At 70.9% G+C, this 20,808-nt stretch carries 20 protein-coding genes; 10 read left to right on the top strand and 10 right to left on the bottom strand.

Features of this window, described 5'->3' with window-relative positions:
- Positions 1-45: 45 nt before the first annotated feature.
- The 6 genes from hflX to miaA all read right to left on the bottom strand — a co-directional run bounded on the left by hflX (position 46) and on the right by miaA (position 7,972).
- Positions 46-1,566: a GTPase HflX gene (gene hflX / locus ACGFZA_RS36120; RefSeq protein ID WP_385279767.1), complete on the bottom strand. Its 1,521-nt coding sequence runs from the start codon at positions 1,564-1,566 to the stop codon at positions 46-48.
- Positions 1,567-1,709: 143 nt separating this feature from the next.
- Positions 1,710-3,164: a M1 family metallopeptidase gene (locus ACGFZA_RS36115; protein ID WP_385279764.1), complete on the bottom strand. Its 1,455-nt coding sequence runs from the start codon at positions 3,162-3,164 to the stop codon at positions 1,710-1,712.
- An 89-nt stretch (positions 3,165-3,253) separates the two neighbouring features.
- Positions 3,254-5,383, bottom strand: a complete 2,130-nt coding sequence (locus ACGFZA_RS36110; RefSeq protein WP_393684782.1) for a RelA/SpoT family protein — start codon at positions 5,381-5,383, stop codon at positions 3,254-3,256.
- Positions 5,384-5,523: 140 nt separating this feature from the next.
- Positions 5,524-6,396 carry a diaminopimelate epimerase gene (gene dapF, locus ACGFZA_RS36105; RefSeq protein ID WP_385279760.1) on the bottom strand — a complete coding sequence of 291 codons (873 nt, stop codon included), beginning with the start codon at positions 6,394-6,396 and terminating at the stop codon, positions 5,524-5,526.
- A gap of 94 nt (positions 6,397-6,490) precedes the next feature.
- Positions 6,491-6,931, bottom strand: a complete 441-nt coding sequence (locus tag ACGFZA_RS36100) for a hypothetical protein (RefSeq protein WP_385280013.1) — start codon at positions 6,929-6,931, stop codon at positions 6,491-6,493.
- A gap of 102 nt (positions 6,932-7,033) precedes the next feature.
- Positions 7,034-7,972 carry a tRNA (adenosine(37)-N6)-dimethylallyltransferase MiaA gene (gene miaA / locus ACGFZA_RS36095; protein ID WP_385279757.1) on the bottom strand — a complete coding sequence of 313 codons (939 nt, stop codon included), beginning with the start codon at positions 7,970-7,972 and terminating at the stop codon, positions 7,034-7,036.
- 238 nt (positions 7,973-8,210) lie between these two features.
- Between miaA and ACGFZA_RS36090 the strand changes: the two genes are divergently transcribed.
- Positions 8,211-8,474: an antitoxin gene (locus ACGFZA_RS36090; protein WP_326739259.1), complete on the top strand. Its 264-nt coding sequence runs from the start codon at positions 8,211-8,213 to the stop codon at positions 8,472-8,474.
- Positions 8,475-8,552: 78 nt separating this feature from the next.
- Here the strand turns inward: ACGFZA_RS36090 and ACGFZA_RS36085 are convergent, their stop codons facing one another.
- Together ACGFZA_RS36085 and miaB are read right to left on the bottom strand one after the other, a co-directional pair.
- Entirely contained in the window at positions 8,553-9,266 is a 714-nt protein-coding gene (locus ACGFZA_RS36085; protein ID WP_393684778.1) for a class III extradiol dioxygenase subunit B-like domain-containing protein, read from the bottom strand.
- A 50-nt stretch (positions 9,267-9,316) separates the two neighbouring features.
- Positions 9,317-10,837 carry a tRNA (N6-isopentenyl adenosine(37)-C2)-methylthiotransferase MiaB gene (miaB, locus tag ACGFZA_RS36080; RefSeq protein ID WP_385279752.1) on the bottom strand — a complete coding sequence of 507 codons (1,521 nt, stop codon included), beginning with the start codon at positions 10,835-10,837 and terminating at the stop codon, positions 9,317-9,319.
- Positions 10,838-10,971: 134 nt separating this feature from the next.
- Between miaB and ACGFZA_RS36075 the strand changes: the two genes are divergently transcribed.
- Positions 10,972-11,973 carry a TAXI family TRAP transporter solute-binding subunit gene (locus tag ACGFZA_RS36075; RefSeq protein WP_393684776.1) on the top strand — a complete coding sequence of 334 codons (1,002 nt, stop codon included), beginning with the start codon at positions 10,972-10,974 and terminating at the stop codon, positions 11,971-11,973.
- Positions 11,974-11,991: 18 nt separating this feature from the next.
- On the opposite strand, the gene ACGFZA_RS36070 is transcribed toward ACGFZA_RS36075, so the two are convergent.
- Entirely contained in the window at positions 11,992-13,386 is a 1,395-nt protein-coding gene (locus ACGFZA_RS36070) for an ATP-binding protein (protein ID WP_385279747.1), read from the bottom strand.
- Positions 13,387-13,401: 15 nt separating this feature from the next.
- Positions 13,402-14,094 (bottom strand): response regulator transcription factor, encoded by a 693-nt coding sequence (locus ACGFZA_RS36065; RefSeq protein ID WP_385279744.1) that lies wholly within the window; start codon positions 14,092-14,094, stop codon positions 13,402-13,404.
- 316 nt (positions 14,095-14,410) lie between these two features.
- On the opposite strand from ACGFZA_RS36065, the gene ACGFZA_RS36060 reads away from it, so the two are divergent.
- The 8 genes from ACGFZA_RS36060 (at position 14,411) to ACGFZA_RS36025 (ending at position 20,747) form a co-directional block, all read left to right on the top strand.
- Positions 14,411-15,199, top strand: a complete 789-nt coding sequence (locus tag ACGFZA_RS36060; protein ID WP_385279741.1) for an amino acid ABC transporter ATP-binding protein — start codon at positions 14,411-14,413, stop codon at positions 15,197-15,199.
- 69 nt (positions 15,200-15,268) lie between these two features.
- On the top strand, positions 15,269-16,111 hold the full coding sequence (locus ACGFZA_RS36055) for a glutamate ABC transporter substrate-binding protein (RefSeq protein ID WP_393684772.1): 843 nt from the start codon (positions 15,269-15,271) through the stop codon (positions 16,109-16,111).
- 74 nt (positions 16,112-16,185) lie between these two features.
- The gene (locus tag ACGFZA_RS36050; RefSeq protein ID WP_393684770.1) at positions 16,186-16,851 is read left to right on the top strand and encodes an amino acid ABC transporter permease; all 666 of its coding nucleotides are present in this window, start codon (positions 16,186-16,188) and stop codon (positions 16,849-16,851) included.
- Entirely contained in the window at positions 16,848-17,759 is a 912-nt protein-coding gene (locus ACGFZA_RS36045; RefSeq protein ID WP_393684768.1) for an amino acid ABC transporter permease, read from the top strand. The genes ACGFZA_RS36050 and ACGFZA_RS36045 overlap by 4 nt, the downstream gene beginning before the upstream one ends.
- Positions 17,760-17,998: 239 nt before the next feature.
- Positions 17,999-19,612: an FAD-dependent monooxygenase gene (locus tag ACGFZA_RS36040; RefSeq protein ID WP_393684766.1), complete on the top strand. Its 1,614-nt coding sequence runs from the start codon at positions 17,999-18,001 to the stop codon at positions 19,610-19,612.
- Between the two features lie 32 nt (positions 19,613-19,644).
- The gene (locus tag ACGFZA_RS36035) at positions 19,645-19,731 is read left to right on the top strand and encodes a putative leader peptide (RefSeq protein ID WP_311307652.1); all 87 of its coding nucleotides are present in this window, start codon (positions 19,645-19,647) and stop codon (positions 19,729-19,731) included.
- Between the two features lie 93 nt (positions 19,732-19,824).
- Complete coding sequence (locus ACGFZA_RS36030; protein ID WP_385279726.1) at positions 19,825-20,340, top strand: cysteine dioxygenase; 516 nt, start codon at positions 19,825-19,827, stop codon at positions 20,338-20,340.
- On the top strand, positions 20,337-20,747 hold the full coding sequence (locus ACGFZA_RS36025; RefSeq protein WP_393684764.1) for a rhodanese-like domain-containing protein: 411 nt from the start codon (positions 20,337-20,339) through the stop codon (positions 20,745-20,747). Before ACGFZA_RS36030 ends, ACGFZA_RS36025 begins: the two co-directional genes overlap by 4 nt.
- Positions 20,748-20,808 lie beyond the last annotated feature (61 nt).

Genomic DNA, 20,808 nt, shown 5'->3' with positions numbered 1-20,808 from the left:
CCTGCTCCCTCGCGAGGGAGCAGGCCATCCGTCTGTGTGCTGTGCTCAGTGCACCGCGGGTACGAACGCGGCGAGGTCCGAGGCAAGCTCCTCGTGCACCCGCGCCTTGAGCAGCGTGCCCTCCGCCGTGTGCTCCTCGGAGATCACCTCGCCCTCGGCGTGCACGCGCGAGACGAGCCCGCCCTCGGTGTACGGCACCAGGGCCTCGATCTCGACCGACGGCCTCGGCAGCTCCCTGTCGATGAGCGCGAGCAGCTCGTCGATACCGGCGCCGGTCCGTGCCGACACCGCGATCGCGTGCTTCTCGTTGCGCAGGAGCCGCTGGAGGACCAGCGGGTCGGCCGCGTCCGCCTTGTTGATCACCACGATCTCGGGCACGTCCAGCGCACCCACCTCGCGGATCACCTCGCGCACCGCGGCGAGCTGCTCCTCCGGCACCGGGTGCGAGCCGTCCACCACGTGCAGGATGAGATCGGACTCGCCGACCTCCTCCATGGTGGAGCGGAAGGCCTCGACCAGGTGGTGCGGCAGATGCCGTACGAACCCGACGGTGTCGGCGAGCGTGTAGATCCGCCCGCTCGGTGTCTCGGCCCGGCGCACGGTCGGGTCCAGGGTGGCGAACAGGGCGTTCTCCACCAGCACACCCGCGCCGGTCAGCCGGTTGAGCAGCGAGGACTTGCCCGCGTTGGTGTAGCCCGCGATGGCGACCGAGGGCACCTTGTTGCGCTTGCGTTCCTGGCGCTTGATCTCGCGGCCGGTCTTCATCTCCGCGATCTCCCGGCGCATCTTCGCCATCTTCTCGCGGATCCGTCGCCGGTCGGTCTCGATCTTGGTCTCACCGGGACCACGGGTCGCCATGCCGCCACCGCCGCTGGAACCGCCGCCGCCCATCTGACGGGAGAGCGACTGACCCCAGCCGCGCAGGCGCGGCAGCATGTACTGCATCTGTGCCAGTGAGACCTGCGCCTTGCCCTCACGGGACTTGGCGTGCTGGGCGAAGATGTCGAGGATCAGTGCGGTCCGGTCGACCACCTTGACCTTGACGACGTCTTCCAGGTGGATCAGCTGGCCGGGGCTGAGCTCACCGTCGCACACGACGGTGTCCGCCCCTGTTTCGAGAACGATGTCGCGCAGTTCGAGGGCCTTGCCGGAACCGATGTAGGTGGCCGGGTCGGGCTTGTCACGGCGCTGGAAGACGGCGTCGAGCACCTGTGCTCCGGCCGTCTCCGCGAGTGCCGCGAGCTCCGCGAGGGAGATCTCCGCATCGTGCACCGTGCCCGAGGTCCAGACGCCGACCAGCACGACGCGCTCCAGGCGCAGCTGGCGGTACTCGACCTCGGTGACGTCCTCGAGCTCGGTGGAGAGTCCGGCCACACGCCGCAGCGCGGCACGGTCGGAGCGGTCCAGCTGGTCGCCGTCCCGCGCTCCGTCGATCTCGTGGCTCCAGGCGACGTCCTCTTCCATCAGGGCGTCCGCCCGAAGGCTTTCGGTGAGGCTCTCGGTGACGTTCTCCGTGGCACTCTGCGCGTCCTGCGCGTCCTGGGGAAGGGAAGAAGAGGAGGTCATTGGATCCTTACGTCGATAGAAGTCGGTTGCATCAGTCACAACGCGTGACCTTCCCGGATGATTCCCGCGGGGGGATTTCTCCGGTCCGGCCGCCGCGGCGACTCGTCGATAGTGGCATGGCGGGACCGGCCCGTCACGCGGGTTTACCGTTGCCGCGCCGGTGTCGTGCTGCGCCAGTCCGGATGCCCCGGCATGGGCGGCGTCTTCTTCCCGTACAGCCAGCCTTCGAAGAACGCGGTCAGGTCGCGTCCGGCCACCCGGGACGCCAGGGCGGTGAAGTCGGCCGTGGCGGCGACGGAGTCGCGGTGCTTCCTCACCCAGAGCCTCTCCAGCCGGTCGAAGGCCTCCCTGCCGATCTCCTGACGGAGCGCGTACAGGACCAGTGCGCTTCCGTCGTACACCACCGGCCGGAAGAGGCTGATCTTCTCGCCCGGTGCCGGCGCGGTGGGGCGGGCCGGCGGACCGCCCTCGGCGCGCCAGCCGTCCGAGCGGGTGTAGGCGTCGCGCATCCGGCGTTCCAGCGGCTTGTCGGCGTGCTCCTCGGCGTAGCGCGCCTCGTACCAGCTGGCGTGCCCCTCGTTGAGCCAGAGGTCGGACCAGGTCCGCGGGGAGACGCTGTCGCCGAACCACTGGTGGGCCAGCTCGTGGACCATGACCGAGTCGACGTACCACGCGGGGAAGCCGCCGTCGGTGAACAGCCGGCGTTCGAAGAGGGAGAGGGTCTGGGTCTCCAGCTCGAACCCGGTCTCGGTGTCGGCGACCAGTACGCCGTAGTTCTCGAACGGGTAGCGGCCGACCTGCCGTTCCATCCATTCCAGCTGGCCGGGGGTCTTCTTCAGCCAGGGTTCGAGCCTCTCCCGGTCGGCGGCCGGGACGACGTCGCGTACCGGCAGCCGGTGCGGACCGGTGCGCTCGACGACGGTGGAGCGCCCGATGCTGACCTGGGCCAGTTCGGTGGCCATGGGGTGCTGGGTGCGGTAGGTCCAGGTGATGCGGTCGCCGTGCCTGATCCGACCGGTGCGCAGGCCGTTGGCCACCACGGTCAGATTCCGCGGGGCGGTGACGCGGAAGGTGAAGTACGCCTTGTCGGCGGGGTGGTCGTTGCCGGGGAAGACCCGGTGTCCGGCGTCGGCCTGGTTGGCCATGGCGAGCCCGTCGGCGGTCCGCACCCACCCCCCGCTGTCCTGTTCGCCCGAGGGGTCGCTGGTGTGGCGGACGGTGATGCGCAGGGGCACTCCTGCCGGGAGGCTGCCCGGTGGCTCGATGACCAGGTCCTCGTCCCGGACCGCGAAGTCGGCGCGCAGGCCGTTCACTTCGACGGAGCGCACGGTGCCGCGGGCGAAGTCGAGGTTGATCCGGTCCAGCGGCTCGGTCGTCCGCGCGTCGATCGTGGTGACGGCGTCCAGCGGCTCGCTGTTGCGGCCTTCGTAGCCGAGGCCGATGTCGTAGGCGAGTACGTCGTATCCGGGGTTGCCGAGATGCGGGAAGAGCGGATCCCCGATGCCGAGGGGCACCGGTGCGGGCAGGGTCGCGGCGACGAGGGTGGCCGATGCGGTGGCCAGCAGGGCGGCCCGCAGACGACGGGAGAGGAACGGCATGGACTACGGCTACCAGCGCCGCTCCGCCGTCGAGGGACGGCGCGCGCCGCGCCACCCGAACGAGATCCGCCGCGGACGGTGCGCGCGGGTCAGAGTGCGGCGGCGGGGTGCTGGGCGCGGCTCACGTCGTACACGCCCGGGACGTCGCGCATGGCGCGCATCAGCGCGGGCAGTCCGGCGGCGTCGGGGAGCTGCAGGGTGTAGGTGTGCCGCACGCGCTGTTCGCTGGGGGGTTCGACGGTGGCGGAGATGACGGCCGCGTCCGCGCCGGCGATCGCCTCGGTGAGGTCGGCGAGGAGCCGGGGCCGCCCGAAGGACTCCGCGACCAGGGTCACGCGGCATTCGGCGGCGTCGCCCCAGCTCACGGCGACCGGCACCCGGCCTACGGCCTCCATCCTGCCCACGACGGGACACTCCAGGCGGTGCACGGTGACGGCGCCTCCGCGCACCGTGAAGCCGGTGACGGCGTCCGGGGGTACGGGGGTGCAGCAGCCGGCGAGCCGCACGGTGGTGTCGGGCCGCTCGACCACGGCGCTCACGCCGCGGCCGGCCGCACCGGCCGTTTCCGGCCGCCCGGGCCGGGCGGACCGGCCCGGTTGCGGTCCGGTCCTCCGGCCGTCGGGCGGGATTCCGGCGGCGGTTTCCGGGGCCTGCGGATGGGCGTCGAGCCAGCCGGTGATGGCGATGCGGGCGGTGGGCGTCGTCGCGTGGTCGAGCCAGTCGGGCGAGGGCCCGGACGCGGCGTCCTCGGCGAGGAGCGGCTGGACGGTGTCGCCGTCGCCGAGCACCGTACTGAGTGTGGCCAGCCGGCCGTTCACCCGGGCCCCGATGCAACTGTGTGCGGCGTCCCCGTACTGCGCGTAGGCGGCGTCGACACAGGTGGCGCCCACGGGCAGGCCGAGCGTGCCGCCGTCGGTGCGGAAGACGGTGATCTCGCGGTCCTGGGCGAGATCGGCACGCAGGGTCGTCCAGAAGGTGTCGGGGTCGGGGGCGGACTGCTGCCACTGGAGGAGCCGGGAGAGCCAGCCGGGACGGGTCGGGTCGGCGCGCTCACCGTCCGCGGGTTCGGTGTTCGCTGACGTGCCGTCCGCGGCGTAGGGATTGCCGAGCGCGATGACGCCGGCCTCGGCGACCTTGTGCATCCGGTGGGTGCGGATGAGGACTTCGGCGACCTCGCCGTCCGGGCCCACGACCGCCGTGTGCAGCGACTGGTACAGGTTGAACTTGGGGGAGGCGATGAAGTCCTTGAACTCGGAGATCACCGGGGTGAAACAGGTGTGGAGTTCGCCGAGGACCGCGTAGCAGTCGGCGTCCTCGGCGACGAGCACCAGCAGGCGTCCGAAGTCGCTGCCGCGCAGTTCGCCGCGTTTGATCCGGACGCGGTGCACGGAGACGAAGTGGCGAGGCCTGACGAGCACTTCGGCGGTGATGTCCGCTTCGCGGAGCACCCCGGCCACCCGGTCCGCGATGGCGGTGAGCGGGTCGGCGGCAGCCGCGGCGGAGATCACGGCGCGGGTGTGCGCGTACTCCTCGGGGTGGAGGATGGCGAAGACGAGGTCCTCCAGCTCGGTCTTGAGCGCCTGGACACCGAGCCGTTCGGCGAGCGGGATCAGTACGTCGCGGGTGACCTTGGCGATCCTGGCCTGCTTCTCGGGGCGCATCACGCCGAGCGTGCGCATGTTGTGCAGCCGGTCGGCGAGCTTGATCGACATCACCCGGACGTCGTCGCCGGTGGCGACGAGCATCTTGCGGAAGGTCTCCGGCTCGGCGGCGGCCCCGTAGTCGACCTTCTCCAGCTTGGTCACGCCGTCGACGAGGTAGCAGACCTCCTCGCCGAACTGCTCCCGCACCTGGTCGAGAGTCACCTCCGTGTCCTCGACCGTGTCGTGGAGGAGGGACGCGGTCAGGGTGGTGGTCTCGGCGCCGAGCTCGGCGAGGATGAGGGTGACCGCGAGCGGGTGGGTGATGTAGGGCTCGCCGCTCTTGCGCATCTGTCCGCGGTGCGAGCTCTCCGCGAGGACGTAGGCCCGGTGCAGCACGGTGAGATCGGCGTCGGGATGGTGGGCCCGGTGCGCCTCGGCGACATGGCCGATGGCGTCCGACAGCCGGTCCCTGGAGGCCGGACCGAGCAGGGCGACCCGGCCGAGCCTGCGGAGATCGATCCGGGGACGGCCCCGCCTGCGGATGGGAGCACCTGGGTTGGTGGCCTCTGCGCTCATGGGGCACCTCCGGCAACGTCGACCGGCGGTGGGAAGGGGCGGTCGCGCCTCCGGGCCGGTGCTTGATGCTACCGACCCCACCACGTGGCGGAGTCCGCCTCTCGCCCAGCGTGAAACGGATCACCCATTCGAGCGAAGCTCTATGACGTGAGCGTGTCCAGCCAGACCGGATCGATCACGCCCTCGGCAACGATCACGGCCGCTCCGGTCATCTCGATCTCGCCGTCAGGGTGCTCGGTGATCACCAGCGTGCCGCCCGGAAGATCGACGGTGTACGTGACCGGAGCCCCGGTCTCCGCCGGGTCCGCCGCGTCCCGGCGGGCCGCGGCGACGGCCACGGCGCAGGCGCCGGTGCCGCAGGAGCGGGTCTCGCCCGAGCCCCGCTCGTGGACCCGCATCGCGACATGCCGGGGCCCGCGGTCCACGACGAACTCGATGTTGACCCCGTCCGGGTAGACGGCGGCGGGCGCGAAGGACGGCTCGCCGAACAGGTCCCCGGCGTGGGCCAGGTCGTCGACGAACGCGATCGCGTGCGGATTGCCCATGTTCACGTTGCGGGCGTCCCAGCTGCGGTCTCCGACGGTGACGGTGACGCCGTCGGAGGGAAGCAGGGCGCGGCCCATCGAGACGGTCACGTCGCCGTTCTTGGCGAGGTGCACCTTCTTCACCCCGCCGCGGGTGGCGACCGCGAGGTCGCCCTCCTCCACCTCACCGGCGCGCTGGAGGTAGCGGGCGAAGACCCGCACGCCGTTGCCGCACATCTCGGCGACGGATCCGTCGGCGTTGCGGTAGTCCATGAACCACTCGGCCTCGTCGGCCATGGCCCGCGCCTCGGGGTGGGCGGCGGAGCGCACGACGTGCAGCAGACCGTCACCGCCGATGCCGGCGCGGCGGTCGCACAGCCCGGCGACGAGGGACGCGGGCAGGTCGATGGCGTTGTCCGGGTCGGGAACGATCACGAAGTCGTTCTCGGTGCCGTGGCCCTTGAGGAAGGCGATCTGCGAGGTGGTCACAGGACAACTGTACGAGCCCCCGCCGACAGCTCGGAGAACCGGCCCGCCGGACGGGGCGGGTTGCCCGTCCGTCACCGACGGCCCGGCCCGGTCCTCAGTTCTGCAGTCGTGCCACGCGCCAGACGGCCAGTGCGACCAGGACGGCGCACACCGCCACGTACAGCGCGATCACCCGCCAGTCGGCCCGCTCCCCGGAACCCCGGGACGGCAGTCCGGGCCAGGTGTACCCGACACGGCGGGCCGCCATCATGCCCCAGCCCGCGGCGCAGCAGCTGATCAGCAGTCCCAGCATCGCGACCACCGGGCCGCCGTCGCCCACCTCGAAGGCGAGCGGGAAGGCGAACATCAGCGATCCGAGCGCGGCGAGCATGACGATCGGCGCGAGCTGCCAGATACGCATCCGCCGGGCGGGACGCAGCTCGACCTCGACCTCGGGGGTCACGGCGAGCTCATCGGGCCCGTCGGGGCTCAGGCGTCCCGCTTCGTGCTGTGTGTCCGGTGCGTCTTGTTCTGTGTCGCGAGGGCCGGCCTCCATCGCCACGCGCCCTCCCAACTCGGACTGGTCGATCGATGCTCGATGATGGCACGCCACAGGTCGCCGAAATGACGGGCAGGGCTTCCCGATGCCATCACGTGATCAGGCTGTAACCGCTCGTTCGACCAACGCCAGCGCCCGGCCCGGGAGTTCCCCGCGATGCTCCGCGGCGCCATTGAGCCACTGGACGCGCGGGTCGCGGCGGAACCAGGAGTCCTGGCGGCGTGCGAAGCGCTTGGTGGCACGCACGGTCTCGGTGCGCGCCTCGTCCTCGGTGCACTCACCGGCCAGGGCCGTGAGCACCTGCTGATAGCCGAGGGCCCGGGAGGCGGTGCGCCCCTCGCGCAGACCCAGTGCCTCCAGGGCGCGCACCTCGTCCACGAGTCCGGCCTCCCACATCCGGTCGACCCGCATCGCGATGCGCTCGTCGAGCTCCGGGCGGGCCACGTCGACGCCGATCTGGACGGCGTCGTAGACCGCATCGTTACCCGGGAGATTGGCGGTGAAGGGCTTGCCGGTGATCTCGATGACCTCGAGGGCCCGCACGATGCGCCGGCCGTTGCTCGGCAGGATGGCGCGGCCCGCCTCGGGGTCGGCCGCGGACAGCCGCTCGTGCAGTGCCCCGGAGCCGTGCTCGGCCAGTTCCGCCTCCAGCGCGGCCCGGATGCCCGCGTCCGTCCCGGGGAACTCCAGTGCGTCGATGGCGCCCTTCACGTACAGACCGGAACCGCCCACGAGGACGGGCGTGCGGCCCTCGGCGAGCAGCCGGTCGATCTCGGTGCGGGCCAGGCGCTGGTACTCGGCGACGCTGGCGGTCTCGGTGACGTCCCAGATGTCCAGCAGCCGGTGGGGGACGGACCCGCGCTCGTCGAGCGTCAGCTTGGCGGTTCCGATGTCCATCCCCCGGTAGAGCTGCATGGAGTCGGCATTGACCACTTCGCCCCCGAGCTGCTGAGCGAGGAACACCCCCAGGTCGGACTTTCCGGCTGCGGTGGGACCGACGACGGCGATGACCCGCGGTGCGGGAGCTGGACTTCTCACTGCCCCAGTCTCGCAAACCTCGGGGCCGTTCCCGAATGGACGAGGCGCGGGCTGCGGGGTGGCCCCCTCGGCGCGCGTCGCCGAGTAAAATGATGTCTACATATGGGTGGTTTCTCATGGTTCCGCCGTTTGTCGCCTCACACCGGCGAAGCCGAGGCCGGGAGAGTACGGAACAGCAAGGCGGGTACCGGGGCCGGAGAGAGCACGCGCACGCAGCCCCCAGCAGAGAAGGTGTCCGATGGGCTTCATGGACAATTTGAAGGCGAAGCTGAGCCCCGCGAAGGACAAGGTGAGCGACCTCGCGCAGCAGCACGGGGACAAGATCGACCAGGGGCTCGACAAGGCCGCGCGGACGGTGGACGCGAAGACCAAGGGCAAGTACAGCGACAAGATCGTGTCCGGCACGCAGAAGGCCAAGGGGGCCGTGGACCGGCTGGCCCAGAAGGACGGGGGCGGTACGCCGCCCGCGCCGGGCAGCACGCCGCCGCCGCCCGCTTCCTGACACCGGGCGCAGGACAGTACGACGGCCGAGGAGCGCTACCGCTCCTCGGCCGTCGTGCGTTCTGCCTGCGGGAGAGGGTCAGGACCAGGCGGCGACCAGGTAGCCCACGCCGTACGGTGCGTCGTCGTACAGCAGCCTGCCGTCCAGTCCCGCTCCCTCGGCCGCTCCGGCGAGCACCTGCCAGGGGGCGCGGCCCGCGGCCTTGAGCTCCTGGCCCAGCGCCTCGTCCAGCGCGATCAGCGCGCCCGTGTCCGCCGCCCCGAGCGCGCGCGCCGCCGCCGCGTCGAACCCGGCGGCGCGCTCGTCGAGATAGCCGGGCGCCTTCAGGGTGCGGCAGGCACTGCCGTCGCCCATCACCAGCAGCGCGACCCGGTCCGCGCGGGCGGCCAGCGCACGCCCCGTCTCCGTGCAGCGGCCGGTTTCCAAGGGCTCCCCCACCCCGAGCGCCTCGACCGGGGTGCCCGCCCATCCGGTGCGGGACAGCAGCCACGCGCCGACCGTGAGCGACGGTGCGAGCGGGCGCTCCGCGACCGCGCCCAGGTCCCGCCCCAGCCGTACGCCGAGGTCGACGCCGAACTCCTGGAAGCCACCGGTGGCGCCCTCGGGATGGGTGCCGCGGCCCGCGAGGTCCGCCGGGCCGATCACGATCAGCAGATCGGGCCGGGAGGCCGCGAGCACCCCCAGGGCGTCGGTGCACGCGGTCCTCGCTCCATCGAGCTCGGGCGCGGCACCGGCGGCGACCTCGGGGACCAGCAGCGGCGGACAGGGGCAGACAGCGGCGGCTACAAGCATGGTGGGCAGCGTACTGGCCCGCCGCGACCCCTCCGGGAGCGGTAGGCCCGTCAGTCGCAGCCGCAGCCCGGTGCCGAGGCGGCCGGCAGCGGCGCGGGCGCGCCGATCCCGGGCAGGCCCAGCATGACGCCGGCCGGCTTGGCGGCCGCGGCGGCGGTGCGCTTCTCCCAGGCGTCCCCCGAGCGGGTCCGCCGCACCCCGAGGGGCGCGCCTTCGGCGAGAAGGTGGTGCGGGGCGGCGTAGCTGATCTCGACCGTCACCACGTCGCCGGGCCGTACGTCCTCGTCCGGCTTGGTGAAGTGGACCAAGCGGTTGTCGGGCGCGCGGCCGGACAGGCGGTGGGTCGCGCCGTCCTTGCGGCCCTCGCCCTCCGCGACCATGACGTCCAGGGTGCGGCCGACCTGCTTCTTGTTCTCCGACCAGGAGATCTCCTCCTGGAGGGCGGACAGGCGCATGTACCGCTCCTGGACGACCTCCTTGGGGATCTGCCCGTCCATGTCGGCGGCCGGGGTTCCGGGGCGCTTGGAGTACTGGAAGGTGAAGGCGTTGGCGAAGCGCGCCTCGCGGACCGCGTGCATGGTCTGCTCGAAGTCCTCCTCGGTCTCACCGGGGAAGCCGACGATGATGTCGGTGGAGATCGCGGCGTCCGGCATCGCGGCCCGCACCTTGTCGATGATGCCGAGGAAGCGTTCCTGCCGGTACGAGCGCCGCATCGCCTTCAGGATCGTGTCGGAGCCCGACTGCATCGGCATGTGCAGCTGCGGCATCACGTTCGGCGTCTCGGCCATGGCCGCGATCACGTCGTCCGTGAAGTCGCGCGGGTGCGGCGAGGTGAAGCGGACCCGCTCCAGGCCCTCGATCCGCCCGCAGGCCCGCAGCAGCTTGGAGAAGGCCTCGCGGTCGCCGATGTCGGAGCCGTACGCGTTGACGTTCTGGCCGAGCAGGGTGATCTCGGAGACGCCCTCGGCGACCAGGGCCTCGATCTCGGCGAGGATGTCGCCGGTCCGGCGGTCCTTCTCCTTGCCGCGCAGCGCCGGCACGATGCAGAAGGTGCAGGTGTTGTTGCAGCCGACGGAGATCGAGACCCAGGCGGCGTACGCCGACTCACGGCGGGTGGGCAGCGTCGAGGGGAACGCCTCCAGGGACTCGGCGATCTCGATCTGCGCCTCCTCCTGGACACGGGCGCGCTCCAGCAGCACGGGCAGCTTGCCGATGTTGTGCGTGCCGAAGACGACGTCGACCCAGGGGGCCCGCTCGACGATGGTGTCGCGGTCCTTCTGGGCGAGACAGCCGCCGACCGCGATCTGCATCCCGGGGCGCTTCGTCTTCATCGGGGCGAGCCGGCCGAGGTTGCCGTAGAGCTTGTTGTCGGCGTTCTCCCGCACCGCGCAGGTGTTGAAGACGACGACGTCGGCGTCGCCGTCGGAACCCTCGGGCGCCCGCACGTAACCGGCGTCCTCCAGCAGACCCGACAACCGTTCGGAGTCGTGGACGTTCATCTGGCACCCGTAGGTGCGCACCTCATAGCTTTTTCTGACGTCCACTGCTTCGCTCCGGTTGCCGCTGCTCATGCGACAAGGGTAGGCGCTGCACGGACACCTCCCGCCGCGGGCGGCTTCCGGACCGCGCACCGGCCCTCGCCGCGACGGGTGGATCGGGCGGCGCCCCTGGCCAGGGGTGGGAACCACCTGGCAGGATCGCCGCCATGCTCCCGGCAGGACTGTCCCGAATCGGCCGGCGGCGCTCCGTTCGGACGGGCGCCGCCCTCCTCGTCGTGCTCGGGCTGCTCCTGTGGTGGCTGCTTCCCATCGGCGAACAGACGCCGACCGGGAAGCTGACGTTCAGTACCGGGGTGCGCAGCGGCGTCTACGAGCGCTACGGCGAGCGACTCAAGGGTGCGCTCGCCAAGGACCTGCCCGAGGTGTCGATACGGCTGCAGACCAGCGAGGGCTCGCAGCAGAACATCGCCCGGGTCGCGACGGGCAAGGCCGATTTCACCATCGCCACCACCGACGCCCTCGCCACCTATCTCCGGGGCCACAAGCCGGGTGCCGACCGGCTGCGCGGCTGTGTCCGGCTGTACGACGACTACATCCAGCTGGTCGTGAAGCGGGATTCGGACATCCGCAGGGTCGGGGATCTGCGCGGCAAGACGGTCGCGGTCGGACAGCCCGGTTCGGGGGTACGGCTGGTCGCCGACCGGCTGATGACGGCCGCGGGCCTGAACCCCGTCGACGATGTGACGGCGGTGCCCGCGGGGATCGACACGATGCCGAAACTGCTGGAGGAGAACCGGCTCGACGCGTTCTTCTGGTCCGGCGGGCTGCCGACGACCGCGGTGGCGGATCTCTCGGACCGGTTCTCGATCCGGCTGGTCCCCCTGGAGGACCCGCTCATCAAGGAGCTCCAGGCGGCCGGGGGGTCCACCCGCTACTACCGCTCGGCCGTGATGCCCGCCGACGCGTATCGCAACGCGCAGCAGGGGCAGGCCACCCCCACGGTGGCGGTCGCCAACGTGCTCGTGACCACGGACCGCACGGACGCGGCGATGACGGAGGCGTTCACCCGGACGGTGATCGACAGCCGTGACCGGATCGGGCGCGAGGTGCACGCCGCACAGCTGGTGGACCTCCGGACGGCCATCTACACGGATCCCCTGCCGCTGCACGAAGGGGCCAAGCGCTACTACCGCTCGGTCAAGCCCTGAGGGTCCCGCCCCTCCTCCTCAGCCCTGCGGCCCGTTGCGCGGCACCGAGACCGTCACCCGCAGCCCGTGCGGCTCGTTGCGCGCGCAGGACAGCGAGCCGGCGCCGGCGGCGAGGAGCGCCTTGGAGATGGAGAGGCCGAGGCCGGACCCCCGTACGTTCTGATGCTGGGAGCTGCGCCAGAACCGGTCGCCCACGCGTTCCATCTCCTGTTCGGTGAGCCCCGGTCCGCCGTCCGCGACGACGACGGAGACGGACGTGCTGTCGGAGGCCACCGTGACCCGGACCTCCTCGTCCCCGGGGGTGAACTTGAGGGCGTTGTCGATGATGGCGTCGAGCGCGCTGGACAGGGCGATGGGGTCCGCCCAGGCGGTGACGGCCGCCATGCCGTCCGCCCGCAGCCGCACGCCCTTCTCCTCGGCCACCGGCCGCCAGGAGGCGACCCGTTCGGCGCTGAGGGCGCCTATGTCCGTGAGCTGGAGATCGGCGCCGGCGTGCTCGGCCAGGGCCAGGTCGAGCAGGTCGTCGAGCACCTGGCCGAGGCGCTTTCCCTCCGTACGCACGGAGGCGATCTCCTGGTTGCCCTCGGGCAGTTCGAGGGCGAGCAGCTCGATCCGCAGCAGCAGCGCCGCCAGGGGGTTGCGCAACTGGTGCGAGGCGTCCGCGACGAAGGCGCGCTGCTGCTCCAGCACGTCCTCCACGTTGTCGGCCATCTCGTTGAACGAACGGGCCAGGCGCCTGAGTTCCGGCGGGCCGCCCGACGCCGCCACCCGGGACCGCATCCGGCCGCTGGCGATGTCGTGGGCGGCGGCGTCCAGCGTCCGGACGGGGAGCAGCACCCATCCGGTGAGCCGGTTCGCGGCACCGAGGGCCACCAGCATCGCGATCACCTCACCCGCGGCGATCAGGAGCCAGCCGCGGAGCGTGGCGGCGCGCATCTGGTCGGTGGGCGAGTCGATGACGACGACGGCGACCACGTCGCCGTCCCGCACGACGGGCGAGGCGACGACCACCCTGCCCTCCTGCCAGGGCCAGACCTGGGGCGGATCGTGGCTGCGGCGGCCGAGCAGCGCCTCGTTGAACGCCTCGCGGCCCTCGCCCTCGACGGGCAGCCGCCAGGATCCCGGCGCCTTGGCCATCGCGGAGTCGTCGCGGTAGAAGACGCCGGCCCGGATGCCGTAGACGGCGTCGTACGTCTCCAGCTCGCCCTGCAGCGTGCGGCGCCGCTCATCGGCGCCGCTGGTGCGTTCGGTGATGAACTGGGCGAGTGCGGCGAAGCGTGCCGTGTCGTCGATGCGGTCGATCACGACGCCCTGCTGCCGGGCCGCCGCCACGCTGACGGCCAGCGGGAAGCCCAGCGCGAGCAGAACGCTCGCCATGAGGACGATGAGCAGCGGAAGCAGACGGGTGCGCAACGGGAACGTACGCCTTTACGCGGACGGCGCGACGAGGCGGTAGCCGACTCCGCGCACGGTCTCGATCAGGGCGGGCAGCCGCAGCTTGGAGCGCAGGGAGGCGACATGCACCTCCAGGGTGCGTCCCGTCCCTTCCCAGCTCGTACGCCACACCTCACTGATGATCTGCTCCCTGCGGAACACCACCCCGGGCCGCTGGGCGAGGAGGGCGAGGAGGTCGAACTCCTTGCGGGTGAGCTGGACCTCGCTCCCGTCGACGCTGACCCGGCGGGTCGGCAGCTCGATGTGCACATGCCCCAGGCGCAGGGCCGCGACGGGCGTGGGCGCGGTGTCCTCGTTGCCCGACTTGCGCCGGCTGACGGCATGGATGCGGGCGAGGAGCTCGCCGGTGTCGTACGGCTTGGTCACGTAGTCGTCGGCGCCGAGGTTGAGTCCGTGGATCCGCGAGCGGACGTCGGCCCGCGCCGTCACCATGATCACGGGTACGGAGCTGCGCTTGCGGATCTTCCCGCAGACCTCGTATCCGTCCTGGTCGGGCAGGCCGAGGTCGAGGAGCACGACGCCGAAGGGTTCCGTCTCGGCGGGAAGGAGCGCCTGGAGGGCCTCCTCGCCGCTGCGGGCGTGCACCACCTGGAAGCCGTGCCGCGCGAGGATCGCGGACAGGGCGGCGGCGACGTGGTTGTCGTCCTCGACGAGCAGCAGTCTCATGGCCCCCCTTTCCGAAGGTGCGATGTCTGTACGGTCTCGTACACCCCCGGTTACTTCCCCGTACCGGGGCGTTTCACGTCAGGGTGTACCAGGGCATCCACTCCGATGACGGGTGGGCCAGTCAAGGCCCACCCGTTGCATCGAGGTTTCCGTTATGCACCCGGTACGCCCCGGGGGTCCGGTAGGGCGTCCCGTTCACGCGGAGTGTCCGGTTGCAGCCGGATCGTTATGCTCAATTTCCGCTCAGATGTAATGACGGTGGTCGCACTGCGTCACTAAGGTCCTTCCCAACCGAGGAGGACGGAGCATTAAGCCGATGAGCGGAGTTTCAGTGACCAAGGGCGCCGAGGACGCTGCACCCGCGGCCGGCGACGACCTGGTCGTGCTGAGCAACGTCAACAAGCACTTCGGCGCGCTGCATGTGCTCCAGGACATCGACCTGACGATCGCCCGCGGCGAGGTCGTGGTCGTCATCGGGCCCTCCGGGTCCGGGAAGTCCACGCTGTGCCGCACGATCAACCGCTTGGAGACGATCGACTCGGGCGCGATCTCGATCGACGGGAAGCCCCTGCCCGAGGAGGGCAAGGAGCTGGCGAGGCTGCGTGCCGACGTCGGCATGGTCTTCCAGTCGTTCAATCTCTTCGCCCACAAGACGGTGCTGGAGAACGTGACGCTCGGCCAGCTCAAGGTCCGCAAGGCGGACAAGAAGGCTGCCGAGGACAAGGCGCGTTCACTGCTCGACCGGGTGGGCGTCGGAACCCAGGCCGACAAGTACCCCTCTCAGCTCTCCGGTGGCCAGCAGCAACGTGTGGCGATCGCCCGGGCGTTGGCGATGGACCCGAAGGTCATGCTCTTCGACGAGCCGACCTCCGCGCTCGACCCGGAGATGATCAACGAGGTGCTGGAGGTCATGCAGCAGCTCGCCCGCGACGGCATGACCATGGTCGTCGTCACGCACGAGATGGGCTTCGCCCGCTCCGCGGCCAACCGCGTCGTCTTCATGGCGGACGGGAAGATCGTCGAAGAGGCCACGCCCGACCAGTTCTTCAGCAACCCGCGCAGTGACCGGGCCAAGGACTTCCTGTCGAAGATCCTTCACCACTGATGGAGCCTTCAGCGCCGGTCTCCGGACCGGCTGATCACTCACATCGCGTCAACTCTAGGGAATTTCACCATGCAGCTTCGTAAGGTCACCGCCGCCTCGGCCGCCGTGCTCGCCCTCGCCCTGACCGCCACCGCCTGTGGCTCCGACGACAAGGACGACGCGTCCGGTTCGGGCGGCGGCAAGACGATCACCATCGGTATCAAGATCGACCAGCCCGGCATCGGCCTGAAGACCCCGGACGGCAAGTACACCGGCTTCGACGTCGACGTCGCCACGTACGTCGCCAAGGAACTCGGCTACGACGCCAAGAACATCGAGTTCAAGGAGACGAAGAGCGCCGACCGCGAGACGGCGATCTCGCGCGGTGACGTGAAGTTCATCGCCGCCTCCTACTCGATCAACGACGAGCGGCTGCAGAAGGTCGACTTCGCGGGTCCGTACCTCCTCGCCCACCAGGACATCCTGGTCCGCGCGGACGACAACTCGATCAAGTCGCCCGAGGACCTGAACAACAAGAAGCTCTGCTCGGTCACCGGCTCGACCTCGGCGCAGAACGTCAAGGACAAGCTGGCCCCGAAGGCACAGCTCCAGGAGTACGGCGGCTACTCCGAGTGCCTGACCGGTCTCGAGAACAAGGCCGTCGACGCGCTGACGACGGACGACAGCATCCTGGCGGGTTACGCCTCGCAGGACGCCAACAAGGGCAAGTTCAAGCTGGCCGGCTTCAAGATGACCAACGAGAACTACGGCATCGGCCTGAAGAAGGGCGACGCGGACCTCAAGAAGAAGATCAACGACGCGCTGACCAAGATGGTCTCGGACGGTTCGTGGGACAAGGCCGTGGAGGCCAACTTCGGCCCGGCGGGCTACAAGAACGAGCCCGCCCCGAAGATCGGCAACGTCGTCAAGTGAAGCAGGGCTGACCGGGCGCGCCGCCACTGACGGCGGCGCGCCGTGCCCTCCTACACGCGGAAGCGCGGGAGATCGTGTTCGACTTTCTTGATGGTTACGACCTGCTTGGGGCGTTCTGGGTGACGGTGCAGCTCACCGTCTACTCCGCCCTCGGCTCCCTCATATGGGGAACGCTGCTGGCCGGCATGAAGGTCAGCCCGGTCCCCCTGATGCGCGGCTTCGCGACCGGGTATGTGAACGTGGTGCGGAACATTCCGCTGACCGTGATCATTCTGTTCGCGTCACTGGGCCTCTACTCGACGCTCGGCATAGCCCTCGGCTCCTCCGACATCAAGGGCATCAACTTCCGGCTCGCAGTGCTCGCCTTCGTCGTCTACACGGCGTCGTTCGTGTGCGAGGCTCTGCGTTCGGGCATCAACACGGTGCCGGTCGGTCAGGCGGAGGCGGCCCGGGCACTCGGGCTCAGCTTCTCCCAGGTGCTGCGGCTGATCGTGCTCCCTCAGGCGTTCCGGTCGGTGGTCAACCCGCTGTCCAACGTGCTCATCGCGCTGACGAAGAACACCACCGTCGCAGCGGCGATCGGGGTCGCGGAAGCCTCGTACCTGATGAAGGAAATGATCGAGAACGAGGCCCAGCTGCTGCTGATCTCCGGTGTGTTCATCCTCGGCTTCATCGTCCTGACCCTCCCGACCGGCCTCATCCTCGGCTGGGTCGCCAAGAAGGTGGCGGTGAAGCGATGAGTTCCGTCCTCTACGACGCACAGGGGCCCCGCGCCAAGCGGCGCAACCTCCTGTACACCGTCCTCTTCGTGCTGGCCGCTGCGGCGGTGCTTTGGTGGGTGTACGACGGCCTCGCCGAGAAGCACCAGCTCGACTGGGTCAAGTGGAAGCCCTTCTTCGCCGGCACCCAGGCGTGGGAGACGTTCATCTGGCCGGGCTTCCAGAACACGATCAAGGCGGCCTTCTTCGCCCTGATCATCGCTCTGCCGCTGGGCGCGCTGTTCGGCATAGGGCGGCTCTCGGACCACCGCTGGGTGCGCGCTTCCGGCGGGGTGGTCGTGGAGTTCTTCCGCGCCATTCCCGTACTGCTCCTGATGGTCATCGCGAACCAGGCGTACTCCGAGTACACCGATCTCGACCCGGACACCCGTCTGCTGTACGCCGTGGTGACGGGCCTGGTGCTCTACAACGCCTCGGTGCTCGCCGAGATCGTGCGGGCCGGCATCCTGACGCTTCCGCGCGGGCAGACGGACGCGGCCAAGGCTATCGGTATGCGCAAGGGCCAGACGATGGTCTTCGTACTGCTGCCGCAGGCGGTCACCGCCATGCTGCCGGCCATCGTCAGCCAGCTCGTGGTGATCGTGAAGGACACCGCCCTCGGTGGCGCGGTGCTCAGCTACCCGGAGCTGCTCGCCTCGGTCCGGCCGATGTCCGCCAACTACGGCTCCAACACCATCGCCTGCTTCACGATCGTCGCGGTGGTCTACCTCGCGCTGAACTTCGCCCTGACGTCCTTCGCGAGCTGGCTGGAGCGGTGGCTCCGGCGCGGGAAGAAGAGCACGGGCGCGGTCGTCGGCACCGGCCCGGGGGGCGAGCTGGAGACGATCGGTGCGCCGTCGCTCAATGTGGACGACGGACGCGCCGTCTGACGGCTCGTCGCAAGACGCCCGCGAGGGGCGGTGGCGCGTGCGCCACCGCCCCTCGCCGCGTTCCGGTGTCACTTGACGCGCGCACCCCCAGTAGGTTGCATACGTTCTGTGATCGCGCCCCGAGCCTCCGCCGCCGCATCTCCTTCGACGCCGCCCTCCGCCTCAGGAGCCGCCCCGGCCTCCTGCCTCCTCCCGTGCGCCTCCACGCGTCCGACCACAGGTGTTCCGGGGGCCGCGCCGTGGACCCGGTGATCATCGTCGGCGCCGGGCCGGTCGGCCTGGTGCTGTCGCTCGCCCTCGCGGCGCAGGGCGTGCCGTGCGTGCTCCTCGACGAGGATCCGGGCAAGGACGAGACGCGTCCGGCCCGCACGGTCGTGCTGCGCGAGGACACCGCCGACCTGGTGGAACGGCTCGGCTGCAAGACACTCCAGCACGAGGGCCTGCGCTGGTCCGGCTGGCGGTCCATGCGGCGCAGGCAGCTCGTACGCGAACTCGCACTCGGCGAGGGCATGCCCGACTGCGACCCGCCGGCCGCCCCCGTCCACGTACCGCAGCACGCGCTGGTGCGGGGACTACGGGACGCGGTGGCCGCGACGGAGCTCGTGCAGACGGCGCGGCTCAGCCGCATCGACACCCTGGAGCAGGACCCCGACGGGGTCACGGTGCACACCCGGGAGCCGGGTTCGACCTGGTGGCGCGGGAGTTACCTGGTCGGCTGCGACGGGGCGAGGTCCACCGTGCGCAAGCTCCTCGACATCCGGTTCCCGGGGCGTACGGCGGTGGAGCGGCATGCCGTCGCCGCACTGCGCACCGAGCTGCCCTGGCCGGGCGAAGCCGTACTGCACCGGCTGCCCCCGTGGCGCACCGGCGGCGCCGAGGTCACCGCGCGGCCGCTGCCGGACGGTGTCTGGCGGCTGGACTGGCTGCTGCCGCCACGCGGCGAACTCGTCACGCCGGACGCCCTCGTCACCCGGGTCCGGGACACCCTCGCGGGCTGGTGCGGCGAGACACCCCCGTACGAACTGCTGGACACCGGCGTCTACACACTCCACCACCGGCTGGCCCGCAGGTGGCGGGTGAAGCGGGCCTTCCTGGCCGGGGACGCCGCGCATCTGCTGGGGGCCCTGGGCACCCAGGGGCTCGACGAGGGGCTGAGGGACGCCGAGAACCTGGCGTGGAAGCTGGCGCTGGCCTGGCATCACGGGGCCCATGACGTGTTGCTGGACAGCTACCAGGCCGAGCGGCGGGCGGCGGTCGCCTCGCGGCTGCGCGCCGCCGACCAGTCACTGCCGATACTGCGGGGCGGCGGCGGGCTGCGGACGCTGCTTCCCGGGAGCGCACGGGGGCACGACTCGCTCCTCACCGACGGGCATCTGGGCTGCGGCCCACTCGGTGCGCCCCCGTCCTACTCCCATTCCCCCCTTGCGCCCCCGCGCGCCGAGGCGCACACCGCGGTCGGTACGCCCCCCGGTGCGCCGGTCGCGGATGTACGGGTCACCGCGCCGGACGGAACGACCGTGCGGCTTCGGGAGCGACTGGGGCAGGGCCATCTGCTGGTGGTGCTCGTGGCACCGGGTACAGGGGTCTGGGACCGGCGGCACTGGATGCGGGCCGGGGTCATGCCCCGGCTCGTCGAGGCGGTCGACGGCCTGCCGGTGAAGGCCGAACTGCTGGTCACCGAGAGCTATCCGGGGGCGTCCGCGCACACCGTGCTGCTGGTCCGGCCGGACGGCCATCTCGTGGAATCGTTCGGCGGGGTCCGGCCGGCGGAACTCCTCGCGGCGGCGGACGCGGCGCGCGGCGGCGCGGCGCTCACCTCCGTGCGCTCCGACCGGACCGCAGACATCAATTGACCGACGCAGGCGCACATGGTCTACTCCGGAACATGACCGACACCGATGTGCGCCTGTGGCGGAGGGTCCATATGGACCTGCTCCGTTATGCGGGCTGCGTGTGTCGCCCGTCCTGCTGAATCGCCTCCTCCTGCTCCGCCGTGCCGCGACGTACGGCCGGAGCGTCCACGCGAACTCTCAGGACGGTCCCTGTGTCTGCCTCCCCCTCCCCTGTGCCCGTACGTACGTCCGACCCCGGTCCGACCGCTGCGGAACTGCTCGACTTCGTCCGCCGCACCGCCGCGGACACCGCACTCATCGCCTCCCTTCCCCTCGACCCCGAGGGCCGTACCTGGATCCGGCTCGACGGACCCGGCGGGAGCGAGGCCTGGCTGATCGGCTGGCCTCCCGGCGCCGGAACCGGCTGGCACGACCACGCCGACTCGATCGGTGCCTTTCTCACCGCGGCCGGCACGCTGAAGGAGCACGCGCTCGCGGCGCGGCTGCCCACCGACGGGTGGAAGACGCTGGAGCTGTCCGAGGGCATCGACCGTTCCAGGGAGTTGACGACCGGTCAGGGCAAGGCGTTCGGCCGGCACCACGTCCACGAGGTGCTGAACGAGTCCACCACGGAGCACGCCGTCTCCGTCCATGCGTACTACCCACCGCTGCCGCAGATCCGGCGCTACAGCCGCACCGGCGCGGTGCTGCGCCTGGAGCAGACCGAACGCCCGGAGGACTGGCAGTGAGCGACGCACGGCACGAGGGTGGGGACGGCCGGGTCGGGATCGACGAGCTCCTGGAGCGGGTCCGGGCCGGATACGAGCGGATCGGACCGCAGGAGGCGCAGGCGGCGGCCGACGAGGGCGCGTTGCTCGTGGACATCCGCTACGCGGAACTGCGGGCGCGGGACGGGCTGATCCCGGGGGCTTTGGTCGTCGAACGGAACGAGCTGGAATGGCGGCTGGACCCGCAGGGCAGCCATCGCGCCTCGGAGGCCGTGAGCCACGGTCTGCGGGTGGTGGTGATCTGCAACGAGGGATATGCGTCCAGCCTGGCCGCCGAGTCGCTGCACCGGCTCGGGCTGCACCGGGCGACGGACCTGATCGGCGGCTTCCAGGCCTGGCGCGCAGCGGGGCTCCCGGTCGTGGAGTGACCGGGAGCCCCGCCGGGCCGAGGCCGTCACCGGCTGAGGGCCCCGCCGGCTGGGGAGCCCC

This window comes from Streptomyces sp. NPDC048211, from assembly GCF_043202315.1.
Taxonomy (GTDB): Bacteria; Actinomycetota; Actinomycetes; order Streptomycetales; family Streptomycetaceae; genus Streptomyces.
Note: the sequence above shows the minus strand (reverse complement) of the source record. Positions and strands in the feature narration are given on the sequence as shown.

What these genes read in the sequence shown, in the direction of transcription:
- hflX (WP_385279767.1), bottom strand. Translation starts at nt 1,566, where the DNA reads ATGACCTCCTCTTCTTCCCTTCCCCAGGACGCGCAGGACGCGCAGAGT.
- ACGFZA_RS36115 (WP_385279764.1), bottom strand. Translation starts at nt 3,164, where the DNA reads ATGCCGTTCCTCTCCCGTCGTCTGCGGGCCGCCCTGCTGGCCACCGCA.
- ACGFZA_RS36110 (WP_393684782.1), bottom strand. Translation starts at nt 5,383, where the DNA reads ATGAGCGCAGAGGCCACCAACCCAGGTGCTCCCATCCGCAGGCGGGGC.
- ACGFZA_RS36100 (WP_385280013.1), bottom strand. Translation starts at nt 6,931, where the DNA reads ATGGAGGCCGGCCCTCGCGACACAGAACAAGACGCACCGGACACACAG.
- ACGFZA_RS36090 (WP_326739259.1), top strand. Translation starts at nt 8,211, where the DNA reads ATGGGCTTCATGGACAATTTGAAGGCGAAGCTGAGCCCCGCGAAGGAC.
- ACGFZA_RS36085 (WP_393684778.1), bottom strand. Translation starts at nt 9,266, where the DNA reads ATGCTTGTAGCCGCCGCTGTCTGCCCCTGTCCGCCGCTGCTGGTCCCC.
- miaB (WP_385279752.1), bottom strand. Translation starts at nt 10,837, where the DNA reads ATGAGCAGCGGCAACCGGAGCGAAGCAGTGGACGTCAGAAAAAGCTAT.
- ACGFZA_RS36075 (WP_393684776.1), top strand. Translation starts at nt 10,972, where the DNA reads ATGCTCCCGGCAGGACTGTCCCGAATCGGCCGGCGGCGCTCCGTTCGG.
- ACGFZA_RS36065 (WP_385279744.1), bottom strand. Translation starts at nt 14,094, where the DNA reads ATGAGACTGCTGCTCGTCGAGGACGACAACCACGTCGCCGCCGCCCTG.
- ACGFZA_RS36060 (WP_385279741.1), top strand. Translation starts at nt 14,411, where the DNA reads ATGAGCGGAGTTTCAGTGACCAAGGGCGCCGAGGACGCTGCACCCGCG.
- ACGFZA_RS36055 (WP_393684772.1), top strand. Translation starts at nt 15,269, where the DNA reads ATGCAGCTTCGTAAGGTCACCGCCGCCTCGGCCGCCGTGCTCGCCCTC.
- ACGFZA_RS36045 (WP_393684768.1), top strand. Translation starts at nt 16,848, where the DNA reads ATGAGTTCCGTCCTCTACGACGCACAGGGGCCCCGCGCCAAGCGGCGC.
- ACGFZA_RS36035 (WP_311307652.1), top strand. Translation starts at nt 19,645, where the DNA reads ATGACCGACACCGATGTGCGCCTGTGGCGGAGGGTCCATATGGACCTG.